This window comes from Streptomyces sp. NPDC031274 (assembly GCF_055570235.1).
In genome coordinates this window covers 68,761-90,175 of sequence record NZ_JBVIHP010000034.1, presented here as the reverse complement: position 1 = coordinate 90,175, position 21,415 = coordinate 68,761, and the positions used below count along the sequence as shown (strand labels likewise).

Genomic DNA, 21,415 nt, shown 5'->3' with positions numbered 1-21,415 from the left:
ACCCACCCAAAACAAGAGAGGGAAAAGGGGAAGAGCGAAGACACCACACCCCCACCCCCCCCCCCCCCCCCCCCCCCCCCCCCCCCCCCCCCCCCCCCCCCCCCCGCTTCTCTCGTGCGCGGCTCGCGCGGCTCGCGTGGTGCGCGCGGTTTCGTGGCGGCGGATCAGCCCCCGCCGCTCACCCGGCCCTGCAGCAGTCGCGAGAGCGCCGAGTGCACGTCGTCGAGGGAGCGCTCGGGCTGGAAGGCCTGCCAGTCGAGCGCCGCCACCAGGACCATCCCGACGAGCGCGGCGGCCGTCAGGGGGACGTCGATCTCCTCGCTGAGCTCGCCGTTCTCGACGCCCGCGCGCAGGACGTCCTCCACGACGGCCACGGCCTGCTGCCTCACCACCATCAGGGTGGACTGCCAGGCGCGGTTGGTGCGCCACAGCTCGGCGACGTACAGCTGGGTGAAGGCCGGATAGCGGTCGATGAAGACCAGGCCCGCCCGGATCATCGCGTCAAGCGCGTCGACCTGCCGGCCGCCGCTCCCCGCCGTCTTCTCGGCCGCCTCCTTCAAAGAGGCGGTGAGCAGCCCGACGCCGTGCCGCAGCAGCTCCTCGAAGAGAACCGACTTGCTCGCGAAGTTGTAGTAGACCGTGCCCTTCGCGACCCCGGCCCGCTCGGCGATCTCGTCGACCGTCGTGGCCGAGAAGCCCTGCTCCGCGATGAGGGTGACGGCCGCCTCGTAGAGCTTCTGCCGGGTGGCCTCACGCCGGGTGCTGGTTGCGCTGCTGTCCATGGGCCTGATTCTCACAGGTCTTGACGCCCGCACAGGCGCGGTCGCGGGTCTCACAGGGTCAGCTCCGGGTGCAGACGGTCCAGGGTCCACACCTGCTTGCGGCGTGCGGAGAGCGCGGTGAGCGCGAGGGCGCCCGCGGTGAAGGCCGTCAGGACCACGCACGCCTCCCATACGGGGCCGAGTCCGCCGCCCGTGATGAGCCTGCGGAGGGCGTCGACGACGTAACTCATCGGCAGGAAGGGGTGGATCGCGCCGAAGAAGGACGGACTCGTCTGGACGGGGTACGTGCCGCCGGCCGAGGTCAGCTGGAGCATCAGGGCCGCGAGGACGAGGATCCGCCCCGCCGCCCCGAAGCGTGCGTTCAGCCACTGCACGATCGCCGCGAAGCAGCACGTCACCAGGCAGAGGAAGCCCACCGTCCCGGCCGCCCGCGCCATCTGAAGGCCGAGCCCCCAGTGCAGCACCGACATCAGGGCCGCCGTCTGGAGCACGCCGAGTGCGGCGACCGGCAGCCAGCCCGCGAACGCGATACGCCAGGCGGAGGCGCCCGCGGCGAGCGCGCGCCGGTTGAGCGGCTGGATCAGCATGTACGCCACCATCGCGCCGACCCACAGGGACAGCGGGATGAAGTACGGGGCGAAGCCCGTGCCGTAGTTGGGTGCCTTGTGCATCGACTGGGAGGCGAGCTGCACCGGGTCGGCCATGACGTCGGTGCGCTGGTCGCGGTCCTTCTTGCCGTAGTCGGGGATCTTCTTGACGCCGTCGTGCAGCCCGCCGGACAGCTTCTCGGAGCCGTCGGCCAGCTTGAACATGCCGCCCTTGAGGTCGCTCGCACCCGTCTGGAGCTTGCCGATGCCCGTGTCGAGGTCCGTGGCGCCGGTCTTGGCGGTGCCGAGGCCGGTGTGCAGCTTCTTGGCGCCCTTGGTGACCTTCCCCGCGCCCGTGTTGAGCTCGTTGATCTGGGCGACGGCCGTGTTCAGGTCCTCGTCGAGGTGCGGTGCGCGGTCGGCCAGGTCCTGCGACTTCTTCTGCAGCGTGGTCAGGTTCCTCTTGAGCTTCTTGACGTCGCTGTTCTGGTCCTTGACCACGGTGTTCATGTCGTCCGCGATGGTCGACACGTTCTCCGCGGCCGTCTTGGCCTCCTTGAGCTTCGGGCAGGCCGGGTCGGGCACCGGGAGGTCCACGCAGCGCTCCGTGTAGAGGCCGCCGATGGTCTCGGACCCCTTCTTGGCGCCGTCGGCCGCCACGGGGGCGAGCTTGACCCAGGTGTTCAGGTGGTTCTTCAGGGCCTTGGAGGAGTCGGCGACGAGCTGGGCCGTGTCCCCCACGGTCTTGCCGTTGTCCTTCAGGAAGGGCCGCACCTGGTCCGCGGTGCCGTTGACCTTGTCGGCCAGCTTCTGGGTGCCGTCCGAGACCTTCTTCGAACCGTCCTGGAGGTCACGGGCGCCCTTGTCGAGCTTCTTGACGCCCCCGGCCAGGTCGCTGCTGCCGTCCTTGGCGTCGTCCAGGCCGGTCGCCAGCTTCTTGGAGCCCTTCTTGGCCTCGCCGATGCCGCTGTCGAGCTTGTCGGCGCCCTTGGCGGCCTTCTCGGTCGCCCCGTGGATGTCGGAGAACGAGATGAAGATCTTGTCGAGGAAGGAGCGCGACGCCTTGGTGGAGGCCGCCGTGCGCACCTCGGAGAAGACCGTCCGGGAGATCTGCCCGACGATGTAGTTGTTGGCGTCGTTCGTACGGACGCGCAGAGCGCCCGTCTCCGGAGAGTCCCCGGAACTCGACGCGACGCGCTTGCTGAAGTCGGACGGCATCGTCAGGGACAGGTAGTACGTCCCGTCCTCGACGCCCTTGCGGGCCTCGGCGGAGCTCACCTCGCGCCAGTCGAAGGTCTTGCTGTCCTCGAGGCCGTCGACGATGCCGTCGCCCACCGCGAGCTTCTTGCCCCCGGCCGTCGCTCCCTTGTCGTCGTTGACGAGAGCCACCGGTATGCGGTCGAGATTGCCGTACGGGTCCCAGAACGAGCACAGGTACAGCGCGCCGTACAGCAGGGGCAGCAGCAGGAGTGCGACCAGCGCCATGCGCGGCAGCTTCCCCCTGCCGAAGCGCCTGAGCTCAAGCGCGGCCAGCTTCGGCGAGCGCATCGGCCGTCTCCTTGTCGTCGTCGTTCCGGTCTTCCGACCCGGACTCGGTGGTCTTTCGGTCCGTGGACACGGCGACCGCGTCCTCGGGTGCCTCGTTGCACACGGCGACGACGGTGATGCCGCTCTGTGCGAGGGACCTCAGCAGGGCCCATGCCTCGTCCCGTTCGGCGTCCGACAGCTTGAGGTCGACGTCGTCGACGGCAAGGAGCCCGGGCCGCCCGATCAGGGCCAGGGCCACCGAGAGCCGCAGCGCCTCGAGGCGCTCCAGATCGCGCACGGAGGTCCGCCGTCCCTTGGGCAGCGACTCCATGTCGAGCCCGGCGGCGGTCAGCGCCGTGTCGATCCGCAGCCGTGCCGCGGCGGCCCGCTCGGCACGCGGCCTCAGCAGACCGCGCAGCGAACCGCCGAACCGCCGCTCCAGGAGGGCTCGTTCGCGCAGATGCTCGGCGACGGTCAGCGCCGGATCGAGATCCGTCACGCCGGGCACGGGCCCGAGGGCGCTGATCCGGCGCACCGCCGCGAGCTGCTTGGGCAGCCGGAAGCCCCCGACGGAGGCCTCGCCCTCGGTGGGGCGCATCCGTCCGGTGAGTGCGAGCAGCAGACAGGTCCGGCCCGACCCCGAAGGCCCCTCGACCGCGATCAGCGACCCGGGCTCCGCCTCGACATCGACCTCACGGAACGCCCAGCCCCGTGGCCCCTTGAGCCCGAACCCCCGCGCTGTGACGGCGGCTCCCCGCGCCCCGTCGTTCGGCCCGTCCACACTTCCCCCTCGCGTCTTCTCTTGACTGGAGTCTTTTGAACTGACTGGTCAGTGCAAAAACTAACGCGAACCCGCGATCGGGGCAAAGCCGCAGGTCAGAGCCGATTGTCAGTGGCGTACTACACGATGTGCACATACGGCCACATAGCCGTTACACGACGACAGGAGGTTCGTCATGGCCAGTACTTCCGCAGCAGCCGCACGTCGGCACAGCCCCGTCGGCCCTGCCCCTTCGAGTTCCGGCCCCGCGACCGACGTCCACCCCGTCCTGCGCCGGGCCACCGCCCCGCCCGCCGCACTCGAACTGCTCGCCCAGGCCCGCGCCGGCATCGACGAGGCCGAGCACCTGGAGACCTCGAACGAGCGCTATGCCACGGCCCACCTCGCGGCCCTGCGCACCGCGGCGGCCGTCCTCGCCGCCCGCGGCCGACCCGAGTTGACCCCGCGACGCAGGCAGCGGATCCGGAGCGCCTGGGAAGTACTCCCCGAGATAGCCCCCGAACTGACCGAGTGGAGCGCCCTGTTCGCCTCCGGCGCGGCGCGCAGGGCCCGCGCCGAGGCGGGCATACAGGGCGCGGCCACCATCCGTGACGCGGACGACCTGCTGCGTGACGTGGCGATGTTCTTGCGCCTCGTCGAGCGGATGCTCGTGCTGCAGCCCGTACTGCCCCAGCCCAGGCAGGAGCTGTCGCAGGAGCCGCAGGACGCGAGCCGGGAGGCGTGAAGACGGGTGACGGGACAGTCGCCCGAAGGCAATAGGGTGGGAGCGCCCGCACCCTCCTGTCTGCCGCGAGCGCAGACGGAGGGAACCCCCTAGCTCCGCCGCGGACGTGCGGTGGACGCGCCGAGGAGTCAACTGCCGTGTCGGACCCGATGCGCCCCCGCGCTTCTCTCCGTACCGCCGTGGTCTGGGAGGTCCTCAAGGACGCTCTCGACCGCCGGGTCAAGGCCACGAGCCAGGAGTTGCCCTCCCTCGACGTGCTGGACACCGGAGGCGGCAGCGGCAACTTCGCCGTGCCCGTCGCCCGCCTCGGCCACCGCGTCACCGTCGTCGACCCCAGCCCGAACGCCCTCTTCGCGCTGGAGCGCCGGGCCGCCGAGGCGGGCGTCGCCGACCGGGTGCGCGGCGTCCAGGGCGACGTGCACGGCCTCTTCGACGTCGTGGAGCGCGCCGGGTTCGACGCCGTCCTGTGTCACGGCGTCCTGGAGTACCTGGACGACCCCGCCGAGGGCGTGCGCAACGCGGTCGGCGCGCTGCGCCCCTCCGGCACCCTCAGTCTGCTCGCCGCCGGTCTCGGCGGAGCCGTGCTCGCCAGGGCGCTCGCCGGGCACTTCACCGAGGCCAGGCACGCGCTCGGCGACCCGGCGGGACGCTGGGGCGACGCCGACCCCGTGCCCAGGCGCTTCACCGCGGACCAGCTGACCGATCTTGTCGAGGGCGCGGGCGTCAGGGTCGACGCGGTGCACGGGGTGCGGGTCTTCGCCGACCTGGTCCCGGGCGTCCTCGTGGACACCGAACCCGGCGCCCTGGAGGCCCTCCTCAAGCTGGAGGCGGCCGCCGCCGAGCTCTCCGCGTTCCACTCCGTGGCCACCCAGTTGCACGTGCTCGGCGAGACCCGGGATGCCTCCGAGGGCTGACCTCCGCCCCGGCTGCCCCGCTGATCAGCAACGCAGCCGCACATGGAGTAGGGCACATACCCCCCGAACGGGCTATGGGCGCCGTATGATCGAGGCAGACCGTCCGGCATGCCGGGCCGGCCGCTGGGGAATGTTTGTTTCAGTGAGCCGGAGCGGCAGGGTGGTCCGGTTTGGCGAAGTTGGCGCAGAGGGGCGGGTTTCACGGGGGCGATTCCCTGCCTATCCTGAAGGGGACCCCCGGTCGCCCCCGGCGACTGCACAATGAGGAGGACTCCGTGCCGCTCTCGGAGCACGAGCAGCGCATGCTCGAGCAGATGGAGCGAGCGCTGTACGCCGAAGATCCCAAGTTCGCGACAGCGCTCGAGGGAAGCGGGCTGCGTACGTACACCCGGCGACGGGTCTACCAAGCGGTCGCGGGCTTCCTTGTGGGAATCGCCCTTCTCATGGCCGGAATGGTCGCCCAGCAGATTTGGGTGAGCGTGGTGGGATTCCTCGTCATGCTGGGATGTGCGGTGCTCGCCGTCACCGGATGGCGCAAAGCGCCCAAGCCGGGTGAACAGCCGGCGGCCGGTACGCCCACGGCACCGGGCAGCGCCCCGGCCCGTCGGCAGACCCGGCAACGGAAGTCGATGATGGACCGGATCGAGCAGCGTTGGCAGCGCCGCCGCGACGAACAGGGCCAGTGAGCTTCTAGATCCAGTGAGCTTCTAGATTTTGAGCTTTCAGCTTTCGAGCTTTTAGCTTTCACGTAAGGGGTGACCGCCCAGGCGGTCACCCCTTACGTATGTCCTCAAGTGCTTATGCCCTCAAGCCCCCCACCGGGGGCCCGGGCTCAGCCCTCCTGCTGCGACGGCGACGGCGACGGCGACGACGGCTGCGCCGGCCGCGAAGTCCTCCGCAGCGCCGTCCACCGCTTGGTGATCCGCTCGGACCACCTCGCCTTGAGCGCCGCCCAGCGGTCCGAGAGCGCCCACATCACCCGTGCGGCCGAACGCGGGGCGAGCGTCACCCGCAGCCGGGTCGCACGGCCCACGGTCGCCCCGAGGCCGTCGGACACCCGGCGCACGTCGTCGGCCAGACCGGCCGTCGGCTGTGGCCGTGGCGCGTAGAGGACCTGCTCGACCGCCGCGGCCAGGCGATGGACGGACTCCGCGGGTGCCGCGGCGAGCTGCCCGACCCGGACGATCCGGGCCGCCGCCTTGCGCGGGGTCTGCGACTCGTCCGGCGTAATGCCGTGGTCCCAGGCCGTGTCGGTCACTTCGAGCCAGGCGGCAAGGGTCCGCGTGGCCGCGTCCGCCTCCGTACGGCCGGTGGAGCCCAGGCGTACCGCACGGATCCGCTTGCGCCACAGCATCGGCAGCAAGGGCAGGCCGAGGACCACGAGTGCTCCGAGGACCACGGCGAGGATCATGCCGATCGGTGGTCCATCGCCGCCCGAGCCGCCCGCCGGCGCCGGGGCCGTGCTCGCGCAGCCGCCCTGCTTCTGCTGGTCGACAGGGCAGCTCGTGGAGGCCGAAGGCGCGTCGGACGGAGCCGTCGTCGACGACGGCTCGGGCGCCGCCGGATCACTCGCGCCGTCGGACGGGGTGTCCGGGCGCGTGTAGTCCGGCACCGAGCCGCGGTTCGGGGTCGGCTCGAAGCGGGTCCAGCCCACGCCCTCGAAGTACAGCTCCGGCCAGGCGTGCGCGTCCCGCAGGCCGACCGACATCGAACCGTCTCCCTGCGCGGCACCGGGCGTGAAGCCCACCGCGACGCGCGCCGGGATGTTCAGCGTCCGCGCCATCGAGGCCATGGCGAACGAGAAGTGGACGCAGAAGCCTTCCTTCTGCTGCAAGAAGCGCGCTATCGCAGCGGGTCCGCTGCCCGCCCGGACCTGCGTGTTGTACGTGAAGCCGCCCTCCGACGCGAACCAGTCCTGGAGCTTGACGGCCTTCTCGTAGTCGTTCGACGTGCCCTTGGTGATGCGGCGGGCCTCGGACGCCACCACGGACGGCAAGGTGTCGGGCACCTTGGTGAACTCATCGGCGATCTGCTTGGGCGGCTTGGAGGCGCCCGCGAGCTGCTCGGCCGTCGGCTCCACGATGAGGCTCTTGACCTCGTACTGCGCGCCGCGCGTCGTCTGGCCGCGGTCGCCGACCAGGGCGCGGCCCACCGGCTCGTACCGCCAGCGGCCGTCGATCTTCACCTGGCTCGCGGGGTAGGGCATCGGCAGCCAGTTCTGCGCGTAGCTGTCGGAGGCCGAGATGTTGGTCTGGATCTCGGTCCTGCGGACGTCGGGGTAGAGCCCGGGCGGGTCATCGAGGCGCGAGGGCACGTCGTCGATGGACCGGACGGTGGTCTTCCACGTCGTGCCGTCGAACTGGTCGAGGGAGACGATCCGCAGATAGAGGTTGTCGGTCGCCTTGGCGTTCGTCTTGTACGAGATGACCTCGCGGTCGTCCGGTTCGTTCAGGCTGTCCTGGAGCGCGACCAGCGGATTCACCGCGGAGATCGTGCCGCCACCGCCGGAGCCCGAGCCTCCGGCACCGCCGGAACCGTCGAGGAGCCCGCCGTCGAGGGCGGGCAGCGCGAGGGGCACCACCAGCGCGATGCCAAGGGCGACCGCACCGATGCGCCGCCCCGTGCGGACCGGCGCGATCGCACCGTTGTCGGTCTCCAGGCCCCCCGAGATCCGGCCGGGCGCACGCGCCGCGCCCCCGAAGACGCGCCCCCACTGGGAGAGCCGGTCCCGGCCCTCCGCGAGGAGCAGCAGCAGATACCCGGCGGCCGCGAGCAGGAACCACAGCCACCCCGCCCCGTCCCCGGAGAGCCCCGCGGCGACCGAGTACAGCGCGAGCAGCGGAAGACCCGCGGGCGCCGCCGTACGGAACGTCACCGCGAGGGCGTCCACCGCGAGGCCGATCACCAGGACGCCGCCGACCAGCATCAGCCGGATGCCGTCACTGAGCGGCGCCGGAATCGCGTACTGCCCGACGTCGTTGCCGCCCGACTGCAGCAGCTGCCCGAACTCCCGGAACACGTCGGGGCCCGGCACCACCCCGCCGATCGCCTGCTCACGGGCGAACACCAGGGTGAGCAGAAGGAGCGTCACCAGGGCCTGCACGCCGACCGTGACCGGCCGGGCGAGCGGGACACGGCGGGTGAGCGCGCCCACGCCGCTCTGCACCGCGAGCAGGATCGCCGCCTGGACGAACCACGTCGCCGGATCGACGAGCGGCAGCAGCGCCCCCGACGCCATCAGCGTGGCCGCCGTGGCACAGAGCGCGAGTCGCGCGCGCCCACTCATGAACATCCCCCTGTTGTCGTGCCTGTGGTCCTGCGGGGCGGACCGTCTGTGGTCCTGCCGGACGGGCCGCCGCTCATCCCCAGCCCCCGGTCGTCGTCCCCGTGGTCGGGGCCGGGCCCGTGCTCGCCCGCAGGTGGTCCGCCTGGCGCCAGAGGTCCACCAGGGCGATCCCGGGAGGCACCGCCACGGCCGTCCAGCCCGCCTCGCGCAGCATCTGGACCCGCTCCTCGCCGGGGCCCGAGGGAGCGCCGCCAGGGCCGTGGGCCCAGGCCGTGCTGTCCAGGACGAAGGCGACCGCGGCGCCGCTGCGCTGCCGCATCTTGGCGGCCACCGTCGCCTGCTCCTCGTCGAGGTCGCCGAGGAAGGCGATGAGGAGGCCTTCGTTGCCTCCGCGCAGCACGTCGTACGCGGGTGAGAGACCCGCGCCGTCCGAGTGGTCGATCACCGCGAGGGTGTCCATCATCAGTCCCGCCGCGTCCGCCGACTCCTGGCTCGCGCCCGCGAAGCCGCCCGAGCCCTCGCCGGGCACGGAGTTGCCGGTGTCGGTCAGGAGCCGCACCGAGAAGCCCCGTTCCAGCATGTGCACCAGGGCGGACGCCGTGCCCGACACCGCCCACTCGAACGCCGAGTCGGGGCCCGCGCCCCGGAAGGCGTGCGCCCGGGTGTCCAGGAGCACCGTGCAGCGGGCCCGCTGCGGCTGCTCCTCGCGGCGCACCATGAGCTCTCCGTAGCGAGCCGTGGAGCGCCAGTGGACGCGGCGCAGGTCGTCGCCGTGGCGGTAGCCCCGCGGGATCACGTCGTCCTCGCCCGCGAGGGCGAGCGAGCGGTGCCGCCCGTCGCCGTACCCCTTGGCCTCGCCGGTCAGACGCACCGGAGGCAGTGCCTCCACGCGCGGGATGACCGTCAAGGTGTCGTACGTCGAGAAGGAGCGGGTCAGCTCGCACATCCCGAAGGGGTCGGTCAGGCGGAGCTGGAGCGGGCCGAGCGGGTAGCGCCCCCGCAGGTCCGAGCGGACGCGGTAGGACACCTCACGGCGGCCCCCGGCCTCCACCCGGTCGAGCACGAAACGAGGCCGCGGCCCCAGGACGTAGGGCACCCGGTCCTGGAGCATCAGGAGGCCCGTGGGCAGTCGCGAGACGTTGTCCATCCGCAGATGGACACGGGCCTCCGAACTGGCGGGCACGCGCGCGGGGGAGAGCCTGCGGCTGCCCGCGACGCGGTAGCGGGTGCGGTAGAGCACGGTCGCGCAGACCAGCGGAAGGACGGCGAGCAGCAGCCCGACCCGGAGCAGATCGCTCTGCCCCAGGACGTACGCGCAGACGGCGGCGGCGACCCCGGCCGCCAGGAACGAACGCCCGCGTGTGGTCAGACCCGCGAGCGCGGTCCGCAGTCCGCCCTTGCCCTCTTCGGCCTGCGTCGGCTGCGGCCCCCCGGCCTCCATCACAGCCTCCGCGCGCCGGGCGGCTGCTGGTTGAAGTAGCCGGTGTTCGGCTGGGGCTGGGCGGCGGCCGGTACGGGCGTGCGCTGGAGGATCTCCTGGATGACCGATTCGGCCGTACGACGGTTCAGCTGGGCCTGTGCCGTGGGCAGCAGCCGGTGCGCCAGCACCGCGACGGCGAGGGCCTGCACGTCGTCCGGCAGGGCGAACTCCCGACCGCTGAGCGCGGCGGAGGCCTTGGCCGCCCGCAGCAGGTGGAGCGTCGCGCGCGGGGAGGCCCCGAGTCTCAGGTCCGGGTGGTTGCGGGTCGCCCCGACCAGCTCCACGGCGTACCGCCGGACGGCGTCGGCCACGTGGACCGTACGCACCGCGTCGACGAGCTTCACGATGTCGTGCGCGTGCGCCACCGGCTGGAGGTCGTCGAGCGGCGAGACGCCGCCGTGGACGTCCAGCATCTCCAGCTCGGCCTCCGGGCTGGGATAGCCGATCGAGACGCGCGCCATGAAGCGGTCGCGCTGCGCCTCGGGCAGGGGATAGGTGCCCTCCATCTCGACGGGGTTCTGCGTCGCCACCACCATGAAGGGGCTCGGCAGCTCATAGGTCTGCCCGTCGATGGTGACCTGGCGCTCCTCCATGGACTCAAGGAGCGCGGACTGCGTCTTCGGCGACGCGCGGTTGATCTCGTCGCCGATCACGATCTGCGCGAAGATCGCGCCGGGCTTGAACTCGAAGTCCCGGCGCTGCTGGTCGAAGATGGACACACCAGTGATGTCCGACGGCAGCAGGTCGGGCGTGAACTGGATACGCCGCACCGAGCAGTCGATGGACCGCGCGAGTGCCTTGGCGAGCATGGTCTTTCCCACGCCCGGTACATCTTCGATCAGCAAGTGCCCCTCGGCGAGGAGCACGGTCAGCGAAAGCCGTACGACCTCTGGCTTACCTTCGATCACACCCTCGACCGACCTGCGGACACGCTCCGCTGTGGCGGTCAGATCTGTGAGGCTCGCTCGATCGTCATAGGTCGTCACCCGGCCCTCCTCGGACACGTTCTCCGGGCCGACGCAAGTGTGTGCGGCCCGGCCCACCCCGAAACACGGACACCGCGCGTGAATGGTTCAGCGCGATGCCACACACGCATTCTTGTTGGGCATACCGGGTTGTGTCACTCGCCCGCGGATAACTGGCGGCGGTATGTCAGGTCTTACGCCCTTTTGACGGCCGAGCCGATCCGGAAAGGCCCGCTCCGGACCCGGTCACGCAGGGTCGATCTCCCGCAGCAGACCCGTGGTCACATCGAAGACGAATCCCCGCACATCGTCGGTGTGCAGAAGGAACGGCGAGGTCCGCACGCGCTGCATCGACTGCCGTACGTCCTGGTCGACGTCGCGGAAGGCCTCCACCGCCCAGGCGGGCCGCTGGCCGACCTCCAGTTCGAGCTCGTGCCGGAACTCCTCGGTGAGGCTCTCCAGACCGCAGCTGGTGTGGTGGATCAGTACGACGCTCTTCGTGCCGAGCGCGCGCTGGCTGATCGTCAGGGAGCGCATGACGTCGTCGGTGACCACGCCGCCCGCGTTGCGGATGGTGTGGCAGTCACCCAGTTCGAGACCGAGCGCGTCGTGCAGGTCGATGCGGGCGTCCATGCAGGACACGACGGCCACGCCCAGGACGGGGCGTGCGTCCATGCCCGGGTCGGTGAAGCCCGAGGCGTACCGGTGGTTGGCCTCGACGAGGCGGTCCGTGACGGTGCCGTCGGCGGGTATGCCGCCGATCGGCTCTGCGGGGGAGCTGTCCGTGGGGGACGCGGAAGTCGACATGGCTATGACGGTAGTCGGCACTGATCGCCGGGGCCCGCTGTGAGAAGGGACAAAGAACGTCAATGAGTCTTGTTGTGAGCTAACCCACAGGAGTGCGCCGGCTACACCCGAACGGGTGACGGAGCGGGATGCGCGGTTCCTTCGACGACCCGTCCGCGACGCGCAGGCCAGTTGATTGACCGGGCGACAGGGTGGACTAAAGTGACGCGAAGTGGGAGGGCCGTGACCTGCTCCCCGCTGGACTGTTCACCCGGGGATTTCCTGAATCCCCCCGCGTACGCGGCGCGTACGTACGGCTCGGCCTCCTCCCGCTCCCGGTCGGCTGACGCCACTTCCCCGGCGCCAGCAGGCCCTTCACCTTCCGGGCGGGCGGGGACCCGGCCGTGCGCACGTCTCGCCGCGCCGGACCTGAGAGGGCCCTTTGAGCCACACCCGACATGTCCCGGTGATGCTCCAGCGATGCCTGGACCTGTTGGCCCCCGCGCTCGCCCAGCCGGGTGCGGTCGTCGTCGACTGCACCCTCGGACTCGGCGGCCACAGCGAGGCGCTGCTGTCCACGTTCCCGTCGGCCCGCCTGATCGGCCTCGACCGCGACAAGGAAGCGCTGCGGCTCTCCGGGGAGCGGCTCGCCCCCTTCGGCGACCGGGCCGAACTGGTGCACGCGGTCTACGACGAGCTCCCCGAGGTACTCGACCGGCTCGGCGTCGCGAAGGTCCAGGGCATCCTCTTCGACCTCGGTGTCTCCTCCATGCAACTCGACGAGGCGGACCGGGGCTTCGCCTACGCGCAGGACGCGCCCCTCGACATGCGCATGGACCAGACGACCGGAGTCAGCGCCGCCGAGGTCCTCAACACGTACGCACCGGGCGAACTGGTGCGGATCCTGCGCCAGTACGGCGAGGAGAAGCAGGCCAAGCGGATCGTGGGCGCCGTCGTGCGCGAGCGCGACAAGGAGCCGTTCAGCAACAGCGCGCGGCTCGTCGAGCTGATCCGCGACTCCCTGCCGCAGGCCGCCAAGCGCACCGGCGGAAACCCCGCCAAGCGCACCTTCCAGGCCCTGCGCATCGAGGTCAACGGCGAACTGAGCGTCCTGGAGGCGGCCATCCCGGCGGCCGTGAAGACGCTCGCCGTCGACGGCCGCATCGCCGTCCTCTCGTACCACTCGCTCGAGGACCGTCTGGTCAAGCAGGTGTTCGCGGCAGGCGCCGCGACGACCGCGCCGCCCGGCCTGCCCGTCGTCCCCGAGCGCTACCAGCCCCGGCTCAAGCTGCTCACGCGCGGCGCCGAACTGCCCACCGAGGAAGAGATCGCCGAGAACCGCAGGGCGGCCCCGGCGCGGCTGCGGGGTGCGATGCGCATCCGCGAGGAGGCTCTGTGACACGAGCCCGCCAGGAGCACCCGTGAACGGCGTCCCCCAGGAGGCCCCATGAGCAAGAAGCCTCAGTTGCGCGGAAGGGCCGCCCGGCTCGCACGGCTCCTTCCGTCGGGGCCGAGCCAGGCCGCGCGCACGCCTTTCGTGCTGCTCGTCGTGCTGCTGCTCGGCGGCGGTCTGATCGGCCTCCTCATCCTGAACTCCTCGCTCAACGAAGGCTCGTTCCAGCTGAGCGAGCTCAAGAAGGAGACGACGGAGCTCACCGACCAGGAGCAGGAGCTCCAGCGGGACGTGGACGCCTACGCCGCCCCTGACGCCCTCCAGCGCCGCGCCCGTGAGCTCGGCATGGTGCCGGGCGGCGACCCGGCCTTCCTGAACCCGGACGGCACCGTGCGCGGCGTCCCCGGCGCCGCCGAGCAGACCTCCGCGCTGCGGCCGGAGCCGCGTCCGCAGGAGGTGGCGTCCCCGGCGCCCTCGGTCTCGCTCCCGGCGCCGCCCACCCCCTCGCCGCCCCCGGCATCCCCGGCCCCCTCCGCCGCCCCCTCGGAAGCCCCGCCCGTGCCCACCCCCTCCGCGAAGCCCGGCCCCACGACCTCCGGCAGGTGACGTAAGTGACGGACCGCCAACCCCCGCGACGCAGGGTCCCGGGTCCCGCGCGGCCTTCGCGCCCCGCCCGCCCCGGCGAACAGCGCCGCCCGGGATCAGAGGCCCGCCCCGCCGCCCGCCGCCCGCGCCCCGCCGCCAAGGCCCGCACCATCCGGCTCGGCAGCCCGCGACCCCGCCTGCGCATGGTGAGCCTCGGCCTGACCCTGGTGATGCTGGCCTTCGTCGTACGCCTCCTCCAGGTACAGGCGGTCGACGCGAGCGTCTACACCGCCAAGGCCGAGAAGAACCGCTACTTCAGCCACGTCCTGACCGCCGAGCGCGGCGGCATCACCGACCGCAGCGGCGTCGAGCTCGCCGCCAGCGTGGACGCGTACGACATCACGGCCGACCCCACGATGTTCACGGCGAAGGAGATGGGCATCAAGGACGGGCCCGAACAGGCCGCAGCCCTCCTCGCCCCGATCCTCGACAAGGACGTCGAGCGGCTCACCGAGCAGCTCAAGACCCCCAAGACGCGCTACGTCCTGCTCGCCCGCCGGCAGACCCCGCAGGTCTGGAAGCAGATCAAGGACCTGCGCGGCGCGCTCGACGACAAGGCGAGCACCGACAAGAAGAGCGCCAACGTCCTCGCGGGCGTCTTCCAGGACCCCAGCAGCAAGCGCGTGTACCCGAACGACAGCCTGGGCGCCGGGATACTGGGCTGGGTCAACGCCGAGGGCAAGGGCGCGGGCGGCGTGGAGCAGCAGCTCAACAAGGAGCTCTCGGGCAAGGACGGCAAGATCAGGTACGCCCAGTCCGGCGGCCACCAGGTGCCGACCGCGGGCAGCACGGAGACGCCCGCCGTGCCCGGCTCGGACGTCGAGCTCACCATCGACCGCGACATCCAGTGGGCCGCGCAGAACGCCATCACCGAGCAGGTCAAGAAGTCCGAGGCGGACCGCGGCTACGTGATAGTGCAGGACAACAAGACCGGCGAGATCCTCGCGATGGCCAACTCCCCGGGCTTCGATCCGAACGACCTCTCGCAGGCCGACGGCACGGCGCTCGGCAACGCCTCGCTCCAGGACGCCTTCGAGCCGGGCTCGACCGCCAAGATCATGTCGATGGCCGCCGTCCTTGAGGAGAACGCGGCCACGCCCGGCACGCACGTCACGGTCCCCAACCGGCTGCACCGCGGTGACCGGCTCTTCCAGGACGACATCGACCACCCGACCTGGCACCTCACGCTCAACGGCGTGCTCGCCAAGTCCAGCAACATCGGCACGATCCTGGCCACCGGCGAGCTGGGCAAGACCCAGCGCGACGCCAACAAGTCGCTCTACTCGTATCTGCGGAAGTTCGGCATCGGCAGGGAGACCGGGCTCGGCTTCCCCGGCGAGACGTCCGGCATCCTCGCGGCGCCCGACAAGTGGTCCACCTCGCAGCAGTACACGATCCCGTTCGGCCAGGGCTTCTCGATCAACGCGATGCAGGCGGCCTCCGTCTACTCGACCATCGCCAACGGCGGCGTACGCGTCGAGCCCACGCTGGTGCGCGGCATAAAGGGCCCCGACGGCCGCTTCACGCCCGCGCAGAAGCCCAAGAAGACCCGCGTGGTGAGCGAGAAGACCGCCAAGACGGTGTCGCACATGCTCGAGTCCGTCGTCGACGACGAAGAGGGCACGGGCACCAAGGCCCGCATCCCCGGCTACCGGGTCGCGGGCAAGACGGGTACGGCCAACCGGGTCGACCCCGAGACCGGCAAGTACAAGGGCTACACCTCGTCGTTCGCCGGGTTCGCGCCCGCCGACAAGCCGCGCGTCACCGTCTACTGCGCGATTCAGAACGCCACCAAGGGAAGCTACTTCGGCGGCCAGATCTGCGGTCCCATCTACAAGGAAGTCATGCAGTTCGCCCTCAAGACGCTCCAGGTCCCGCCCACAGGCAAAAGCGCGGCCCGGCTCCCCGTCACCTTCGAACCCTGAGCCCCACCAGGACAAACCCGTGACAACGATCACTCCGGCGCCGGGGAACCAGCCCCCGCCACACCGCCCGCTTCGCCCTGAGCCCGGTGAGCCCGGTACGCTCACCGCCGTGCCACACGCTGATCAGTCCCAAACCACCCAGAAGGGCGTTCCTGTGACATATCCGGGACCGCCGCGGCCGGTCCAGGTCTCCGCGACGCCGCTCGCCAGGATCGCCGATCAGCTGGGCGTCGCCGCCCCGGGCACGGGGGAGGTCAGCGGCATCACGCACGACTCCCGCGCGGTGCGCCCCGGCGACATCTACGCCGCGCTGCCCGGCGCCCGGCTGCACGGCGCCGACTTCGTCGCCCAGGCCGCCGACCTCGGCGCCACCGCGATCCTCACCGATCCGACGGGCGCCGAGCGCGCGGCCGTCACGGACCTGCCGGTCCTGGTCGTCCCCGACCCGCGCGGCTCCATGGGGGAGCTCGCGGCCACGGTGTACGGCCATCCGGGGCGCGATCTGCTCCAGATCGGCATCACCGGTACGTCCGGCAAGACCACCACGGCCTATCTCGTCGAGGGCGGCTTCAAGGGCGTCCGGTCGACCGGTCTCATCGGCACGGTCGAGATGCGCATCGGCGACGAGCGGATCAAGTCCGAACGCACGACCCCTGAAGCGACCGACCTCCAGGCGCTGTTCGCGGTGATGCGCGAGCGCGGCGTCGAGGCCGTCGTCATGGAGGTCTCCAGTCACGCCCTCGTGCTCGGCCGGGTGGACGGCTGCGTCTTCGACGTCGCCGTCTTCAACAACCTCAGCCCGGAGCACATGGAGTTCCACTCCGACATGGAGGACTACTTCCAGGCCAAGGCGCAGCTGTTCAGCAAGCAGCGCTCCCGGCTCGGAGTGGTCAACTTCGACGACGAGTACGGGCGCAGGCTCATCACCGAGTCCGAGGTCCCCGTCACCACCTTCTCGGCGGAGGGCCACCCCGACGCCGACTGGCGGGCGGAGGACGTCGAGGTCATGCCGTTCGACTCCACGTTCGTCGCGGTCGGGCCGAAGGGGGAGCGGATCACCGCACGGTCCCCGCTCGCCGGTCCTTTCAACGTCGCCAACACGCTCGCCGCGATCGTCTCGCTCGCCGTCGCCGGGATCGACCCGCAGCAGGCGGCTGACGGCGTCGCGGCGGTGCCGGGCGTACCGGGCCGCCTGGAGCGCATCGACGCGGGCCAGCCTTACCTCGCGGTCGTCGACTACGCCCACAAGACGGACGCCGTCGAATCGGTCCTGCGCGCCCTGCGCAAGGTCACCGAGAACAAACTGCACATCGTCCTCGGCTGCGGCGGCGACCGGGACAAGACCAAGCGGATGCCGATGGGCGCCGCGGCGGCCCGGCTCGCCGACACCGCCGTACTGACGGCCGACAACCCCCGCGGTGAGGACCCCCTCGCGATCCTCGCCACGATGCTCGCGGGCGCCGCCGACGTGCCGGCCCACGAGCGCGGCGACGTCGCCGTCTTCGAGGACCGCGCCACCGCCATCCGTGCGGCCGTCGCCCGGGCCGAGCCCGGCGACACGGTGCTCGTCGCGGGCAAGGGCCACGAGCAGGGACAGGACATCGCCGGGGTGGTACGTCCCTTCGACGACCGCCAGGTACTTCGCGAAGCTATCCAGCAAACCCAGGGATGAATCTGTGATCGCCCTCTCCCTCGCCGAGATCGCCACTGTCGTCGGCGGGCAGACCTACGACATACCGGATCCGTCCGTCCAGGTCACCGGACCGGTCGTCAGGGACTCCCGTGAAGTGGAGCCCGGCAGCCTCTTCGTCGCCTTCGTCGGCGAGCGCGTCGACGGCCACGACTACGCGTCCGCGGTGGTCGAAGCGGGCGCCGCCGCCGTCCTGGCCGCGCGCCCCGTCGGCGTACCCGCCATCGTCGTCGACGACGTACAGGCCGCGCTCGGTGCCCTGGCGCGGCACGTCGTGGAGCGCCTCGGCGCCACGCTCGTGGCGCTCACCGGCTCCGTCGGCAAGACGAGCTCCAAGGACCTGCTCGCCCAGGTCCTGCGGAGCAAGGCGCCCACGGTCTTCACGCCCGGCTCGCTCAACAACGAGATCGGCCTGCCGCTCACCGCCCTCAGCGCCACCGACGAGACGCGGTTCCTCGTCCTGGAGATGGGCGCGCGCCGCATCGGCCACATCCGCTACCTCACCGGCCTCACCCCGCCGAAGATCGGCCTCGTGCTCAACGTCGGCACCGCCCACATCGGCGAGTTCGGCGGACGCGAGCAGATCGCAGAGGCGAAGGGTGAACTCGTCGAGAGCCTGCCCGCCGACGGCACCGCCGTCCTCAACGCCGACGATCCCCTCGTCCGCGCCATGGCTTCGCGTACGAAGGCGCGCGTCCTGCTCTTCGGAGAGTCCGCCGACGCCGACGTACGTGCCGAGAATGTCCGGCTCACGGAGAACGGACAGCCTGCCTTTAGGTTGCACACACCCTCCGGGTGCAGCGACGTGACCTTGCGGCTGTACGGTGAGCACCACGTGTCGAACGCGCTTGCCGCGGCCGCCGTCGCCCATGAGCTGGGCATGTCCGCAGACGAGATCGCCCGCGCGCTCTCCGAGGCGGGCACGCTGTCCCGCTGGCGGATGGAGGTCACCGAGCGCCCGGACGGCGTGACGGTCGTCAACGACGCCTACAACGCGAACCCCGAGTCCATGCGAGCCGCCCTGCGCGCGCTCGCGGCCATGGCCAAGGGGCGTCGTACGTGGGCGGTGCTCGGTCATATGGCCGAGCTCGGTGACGAGGGGCTCGCCGAACACGACGCGGTCGGACGGCTCGCTGTCCGGCTGAACGTGAGCAAGCTCGTGGCAGTCGGGGGCAGGGAAGCTTCCTGGCTCCAACTGGGCGCATACAACGAGGGTTCGTGGGGTGAGGAGTCGGTGCACGTGTCCGACGCACAGGCGGCGATCGACCTGCTGCGCAGCGAGCTGCGCCCGGGAGACGTCGTGCTGGTGAAGGCTTCCAGATCGGTCGGTCTCGAGCGGGTCGCCACGGCGCTGCTCGATGACGCCGCGTCGTCCGAGGGGCAGGTCGCCGGCCGATGAGGCAAATCCTCTTCGCGGGTGTGATCGGGCTCTTCCTGACCCTGGTCGGAACCCCGCTCCTCATCAAGTTCCTGGCCCGCAAGGGCTATGGACAGTTCATCCGGGACGACGGCCCGCGCGAGCACCACAGCAAGCGCGGTACGCCGACCATGGGTGGTATCGCCTTCATCCTGGCCACGCTCATCGCGTACTTCCTCACGAAGATCATCACGGGTACGGAGACCACGCTCTCCGGCCTTCTGGTGCTCTTCCTGATGGGAGGCATGGGCCTCGTCGGCTTCCTCGACGACTACATCAAGATCGTCAAGCAGCGCTCGCTCGGCCTGCGCGCCAAGGCGAAGATGGCGGGTCAGCTGATCGTCGGCATCGGCTTCGCCGTGCTCGCGCTGAACTGGCCCGACAACCGCAACCAGACCCCGGCCTCCACCAAGCTGTCGTTCGTCACGGACTTCGGCTGGTCGATCGGCCCGGTGCTCTTCGTGGTCTGGGCGCTGTTCATGATCCTCGCGATGTCGAACGGCGTGAACCTCACGGACGGCCTCGACGGCCTCGCCACGGGCGCCTCGGTGATGGTCTTCGGCGCCTACACCTTCATCGGTGTCTGGCAGTACCAGGAGTCCTGCGCCAACGCGGTCACGCTGACCAACCCCCAGGCGTGTTTCGAGGTCAGAGACCCACTCGACCTGGCCGTGGTGGCCTCCGCGCTGATGGGTGCCTGCTTCGGCTTCCTGTGGTGGAACACCTCGCCCGCCAAGATCTTCATGGGTGACACCGGCTCGCTCGCCCTCGGCGGCGCGCTCGCCGGACTCGCGATCTGCTCGCGCACGGAGATGCTCCTCGCCCTGCTCGGCGGCCTCTTCGTCCTGATCACGATGTCGGTCGTCATCCAGGTCGGCTCCTTCCGCATGACCGGGAAGCGCGTCTTCCGCATGGCGCCACTGCAGCACCACTTCGAACTCAAGGGGTGGTCCGAAGTCCTTGTGGTGGTCCGCTTCTGGATCATCCAGGGCATGTGCGTGATCGTCGGACTCGGCCTCTTCTACGCAGGATGGGCAGCCAAGAAGTAATGACTTGGGCAGGCAAGAACGTCACTGTCGCGGGGCTCGGTGTCTCGGGCATCCCGGCGGCCCGCGTGCTGCACGGCCTGGGCGCCGTCGTCACCGTCGTGAACGAGGGCGACGACGAGCGCTCGCGCACGCAGGCCGCCGAACTCGAGGCCCTGGGTGTCACCGTCCGCCTCGGTGACGGTGACACCCTGCCCGAAGGCACCGAACTCGTCGTCACGACGCCCGGCTGGAAGCCCGGCAAGCCGCTCTTCGCGGCCGCCGCGGAGGCGGGCGTCGAGGTGTGGGGCGACGTCGAGCTGGCCTGGCGCCTGCGCGGCCCCGACGCGGCGCCGTGGCTCGCGGTCACCGGCACGAACGGCAAGACCACGACCGTACGGATGCTGGCCTCGATCCTGGAGGCGGCGGGCCTGCGCACCGCGGCCGTCGGCAACATCGGGGTCTCGCTCCTCGACGTCGTCACCGGCGACGAGACGTACGACGTACTGGCCGTCGAGCTCTCCAGCTACCAGCTGCACTGGGCGCCCTCGCTGCGCGCCCACTCCGCGGCCGTCCTGAACCTCGCGCCCGACCACCTGGACTGGCACGGCTCCATGGAGGCGTACGCCGCCGACAAGGGCCGCGTCTACGAGGGCAATCAGATCGCCTGCGTCTACAACCTCGCCGACAAGGCGACGGAGGACCTCGTCCGCGAGGCCGACGTCGAAGAGGGCTGTCGCGCCATCGGTTTCACGCTGAACGCGCCCGCGCCCTCGCAACTGGGCGTCGTGGACGGCATTCTGGTCGACCGTGCCTTCGTGCCGGACCGTCAGAAGCAGGCCCAGGAGCTCGCCGAGATCTCCGATGTGCAGCCGCCCGCGCCGCACAACATCGCCAACGCCCTGGCCGCGGCCGCTCTCGCGCGCGCCTACGGCGTACCGGCGACGGCCGTCCGCGACGGTCTGCGTGCCTTCCGTCCCGACGCCCACCGCATCGAACACGTCGCCGACGTGGCCGATGTGGCGTACGTCGACGACTCCAAAGCCACCAACACCCACGCGGCGGAAGCCTCGTTGGCGGCGTACGAATCGATCGTCTGGATCGCGGGCGGACTCGCCAAGGGCGCCACCTTCGACGAGCTCGTCGCCAAGTCGGCGAAGCGGCTTCGGGGCGTCGTCCTGATCGGCGCCGACCGCGCGCTGATCCGCGAAGCCCTCGCGCGACACGCGCCCGAGGTCCCGGTCGTCGACCTCGACCGGACCGACACTGGGGCGATGTCCGAGGCGGTACGACAGGCGGCACGGCTCGCCGAGCCGGGGGACACCGTACTGATGGCTCCGGCCTGTGCGTCGATGGACATGTTCACCAACTACAACAAGCGTGGTGACGCGTTCGCGGACGCGGTCCGCGAACTCGGCGCGAGCGCCTGACGCGGGCCCCTGTGGTCCGGGGGCGCCCGGCACCCTTAGGAGGGCACGTGGCAGCGTC

At 71.0% G+C, this 21,415-nt stretch carries 17 protein-coding genes; 10 read left to right on the top strand and 7 right to left on the bottom strand.

Going from position 1 to position 21,415, the window contains the following annotated elements:
- Positions 1–164 precede the first annotated feature (164 nt).
- The 3 genes from ACZ5CR_RS38395 to ACZ5CR_RS38385 are packed head-to-tail and all read right to left on the bottom strand — an operon-like array spanning position 165 to position 3,677.
- Positions 165–782 carry a TetR/AcrR family transcriptional regulator gene (locus ACZ5CR_RS38395; RefSeq protein WP_389909933.1) on the bottom strand — a complete coding sequence of 206 codons (618 nt, stop codon included), beginning with the start codon at positions 780–782 and terminating at the stop codon, positions 165–167.
- 50 nt (positions 783–832) lie between these two features.
- A complete protein-coding gene (locus tag ACZ5CR_RS38390) occupies positions 833–2,917 on the bottom strand; it encodes a YhgE/Pip family protein (RefSeq protein ID WP_468866484.1) in 2,085 nt (694 codons plus the stop codon).
- The gene (locus ACZ5CR_RS38385; RefSeq protein ID WP_468866482.1) at positions 2,889–3,677 is read right to left on the bottom strand and encodes an ATP-binding cassette domain-containing protein; all 789 of its coding nucleotides are present in this window, start codon (positions 3,675–3,677) and stop codon (positions 2,889–2,891) included. The genes ACZ5CR_RS38390 and ACZ5CR_RS38385 overlap by 29 nt, the downstream gene beginning before the upstream one ends.
- A 175-nt stretch (positions 3,678–3,852) precedes the next feature.
- Between ACZ5CR_RS38385 and ACZ5CR_RS38380 the strand changes: the two genes are divergently transcribed.
- From ACZ5CR_RS38380 to ACZ5CR_RS38370, 3 genes are all read left to right on the top strand, one after another.
- A complete protein-coding gene (locus tag ACZ5CR_RS38380; RefSeq protein ID WP_468866480.1) occupies positions 3,853–4,401 on the top strand; it encodes an SAV_6107 family HEPN domain-containing protein in 549 nt (182 codons plus the stop codon).
- Between the two features lie 137 nt (positions 4,402–4,538).
- Positions 4,539–5,315 carry a class I SAM-dependent methyltransferase gene (locus ACZ5CR_RS38375; protein WP_468866478.1) on the top strand — a complete coding sequence of 259 codons (777 nt, stop codon included), beginning with the start codon at positions 4,539–4,541 and terminating at the stop codon, positions 5,313–5,315.
- A gap of 275 nt (positions 5,316–5,590) precedes the next feature.
- Entirely contained in the window at positions 5,591–6,001 is a 411-nt protein-coding gene (locus ACZ5CR_RS38370) for a DUF3040 domain-containing protein (protein ID WP_383285357.1), read from the top strand.
- 146 nt (positions 6,002–6,147) lie between these two features.
- On the opposite strand, the gene ACZ5CR_RS38365 is transcribed toward ACZ5CR_RS38370, so the two are convergent.
- From ACZ5CR_RS38365 to ACZ5CR_RS38350, 4 genes are all read right to left on the bottom strand, one after another.
- The gene (locus ACZ5CR_RS38365; protein WP_468866476.1) at positions 6,148–8,601 is read right to left on the bottom strand and encodes a transglutaminase TgpA family protein; all 2,454 of its coding nucleotides are present in this window, start codon (positions 8,599–8,601) and stop codon (positions 6,148–6,150) included.
- A gap of 73 nt (positions 8,602–8,674) precedes the next feature.
- A complete protein-coding gene (locus ACZ5CR_RS38360; protein ID WP_468866475.1) occupies positions 8,675–10,042 on the bottom strand; it encodes a DUF58 domain-containing protein in 1,368 nt (455 codons plus the stop codon).
- The gene (locus ACZ5CR_RS38355; protein ID WP_468866473.1) at positions 10,042–11,067 is read right to left on the bottom strand and encodes an AAA family ATPase; all 1,026 of its coding nucleotides are present in this window, start codon (positions 11,065–11,067) and stop codon (positions 10,042–10,044) included. Before ACZ5CR_RS38355 ends, ACZ5CR_RS38360 begins: the two co-directional genes overlap by 1 nt.
- A 225-nt stretch (positions 11,068–11,292) precedes the next feature.
- Complete coding sequence (locus tag ACZ5CR_RS38350; protein ID WP_468866472.1) at positions 11,293–11,916, bottom strand: beta-class carbonic anhydrase; 624 nt, start codon at positions 11,914–11,916, stop codon at positions 11,293–11,295.
- A 358-nt stretch (positions 11,917–12,274) separates the two neighbouring features.
- Here ACZ5CR_RS38350 and rsmH point away from each other — a divergent pair, with 358 nt between their 5' ends.
- Genes rsmH through murD form a run of 7 tightly spaced genes read left to right on the top strand, consistent with a single transcriptional unit; the run spans position 12,275 to position 21,357 of the window.
- A complete protein-coding gene (gene rsmH / locus ACZ5CR_RS38345; protein ID WP_468866470.1) occupies positions 12,275–13,231 on the top strand; it encodes a 16S rRNA (cytosine(1402)-N(4))-methyltransferase RsmH in 957 nt (318 codons plus the stop codon).
- Between the two features lie 48 nt (positions 13,232–13,279).
- Positions 13,280–13,831: a cell division protein FtsL gene (gene ftsL / locus ACZ5CR_RS38340; RefSeq protein WP_468866467.1), complete on the top strand. Its 552-nt coding sequence runs from the start codon at positions 13,280–13,282 to the stop codon at positions 13,829–13,831.
- A gap of 5 nt (positions 13,832–13,836) precedes the next feature.
- On the top strand, positions 13,837–15,795 hold the full coding sequence (locus ACZ5CR_RS38335; protein ID WP_468866465.1) for a peptidoglycan D,D-transpeptidase FtsI family protein: 1,959 nt from the start codon (positions 13,837–13,839) through the stop codon (positions 15,793–15,795).
- A gap of 19 nt (positions 15,796–15,814) precedes the next feature.
- Positions 15,815–17,467: a UDP-N-acetylmuramoyl-L-alanyl-D-glutamate--2,6-diaminopimelate ligase gene (locus ACZ5CR_RS38330; protein WP_468866463.1), complete on the top strand. Its 1,653-nt coding sequence runs from the start codon at positions 15,815–15,817 to the stop codon at positions 17,465–17,467.
- Positions 17,468–17,471: 4 nt separating this feature from the next.
- Positions 17,472–18,884 (top strand): UDP-N-acetylmuramoyl-tripeptide--D-alanyl-D-alanine ligase, encoded by a 1,413-nt coding sequence (locus tag ACZ5CR_RS38325; RefSeq protein ID WP_468866461.1) that lies wholly within the window; start codon positions 17,472–17,474, stop codon positions 18,882–18,884.
- Positions 18,881–19,951 (top strand): phospho-N-acetylmuramoyl-pentapeptide-transferase, encoded by a 1,071-nt coding sequence (mraY, locus tag ACZ5CR_RS38320; protein WP_468866459.1) that lies wholly within the window; start codon positions 18,881–18,883, stop codon positions 19,949–19,951. Before ACZ5CR_RS38325 ends, mraY begins: the two co-directional genes overlap by 4 nt.
- Positions 19,951–21,357, top strand: coding sequence for a UDP-N-acetylmuramoyl-L-alanine--D-glutamate ligase (murD, locus tag ACZ5CR_RS38315; RefSeq protein ID WP_468866457.1), 1,407 nt, complete (start codon positions 19,951–19,953; stop codon positions 21,355–21,357). Before mraY ends, murD begins: the two co-directional genes overlap by 1 nt.
- The last annotated feature ends 58 nt before the right edge of the window (positions 21,358–21,415 follow it).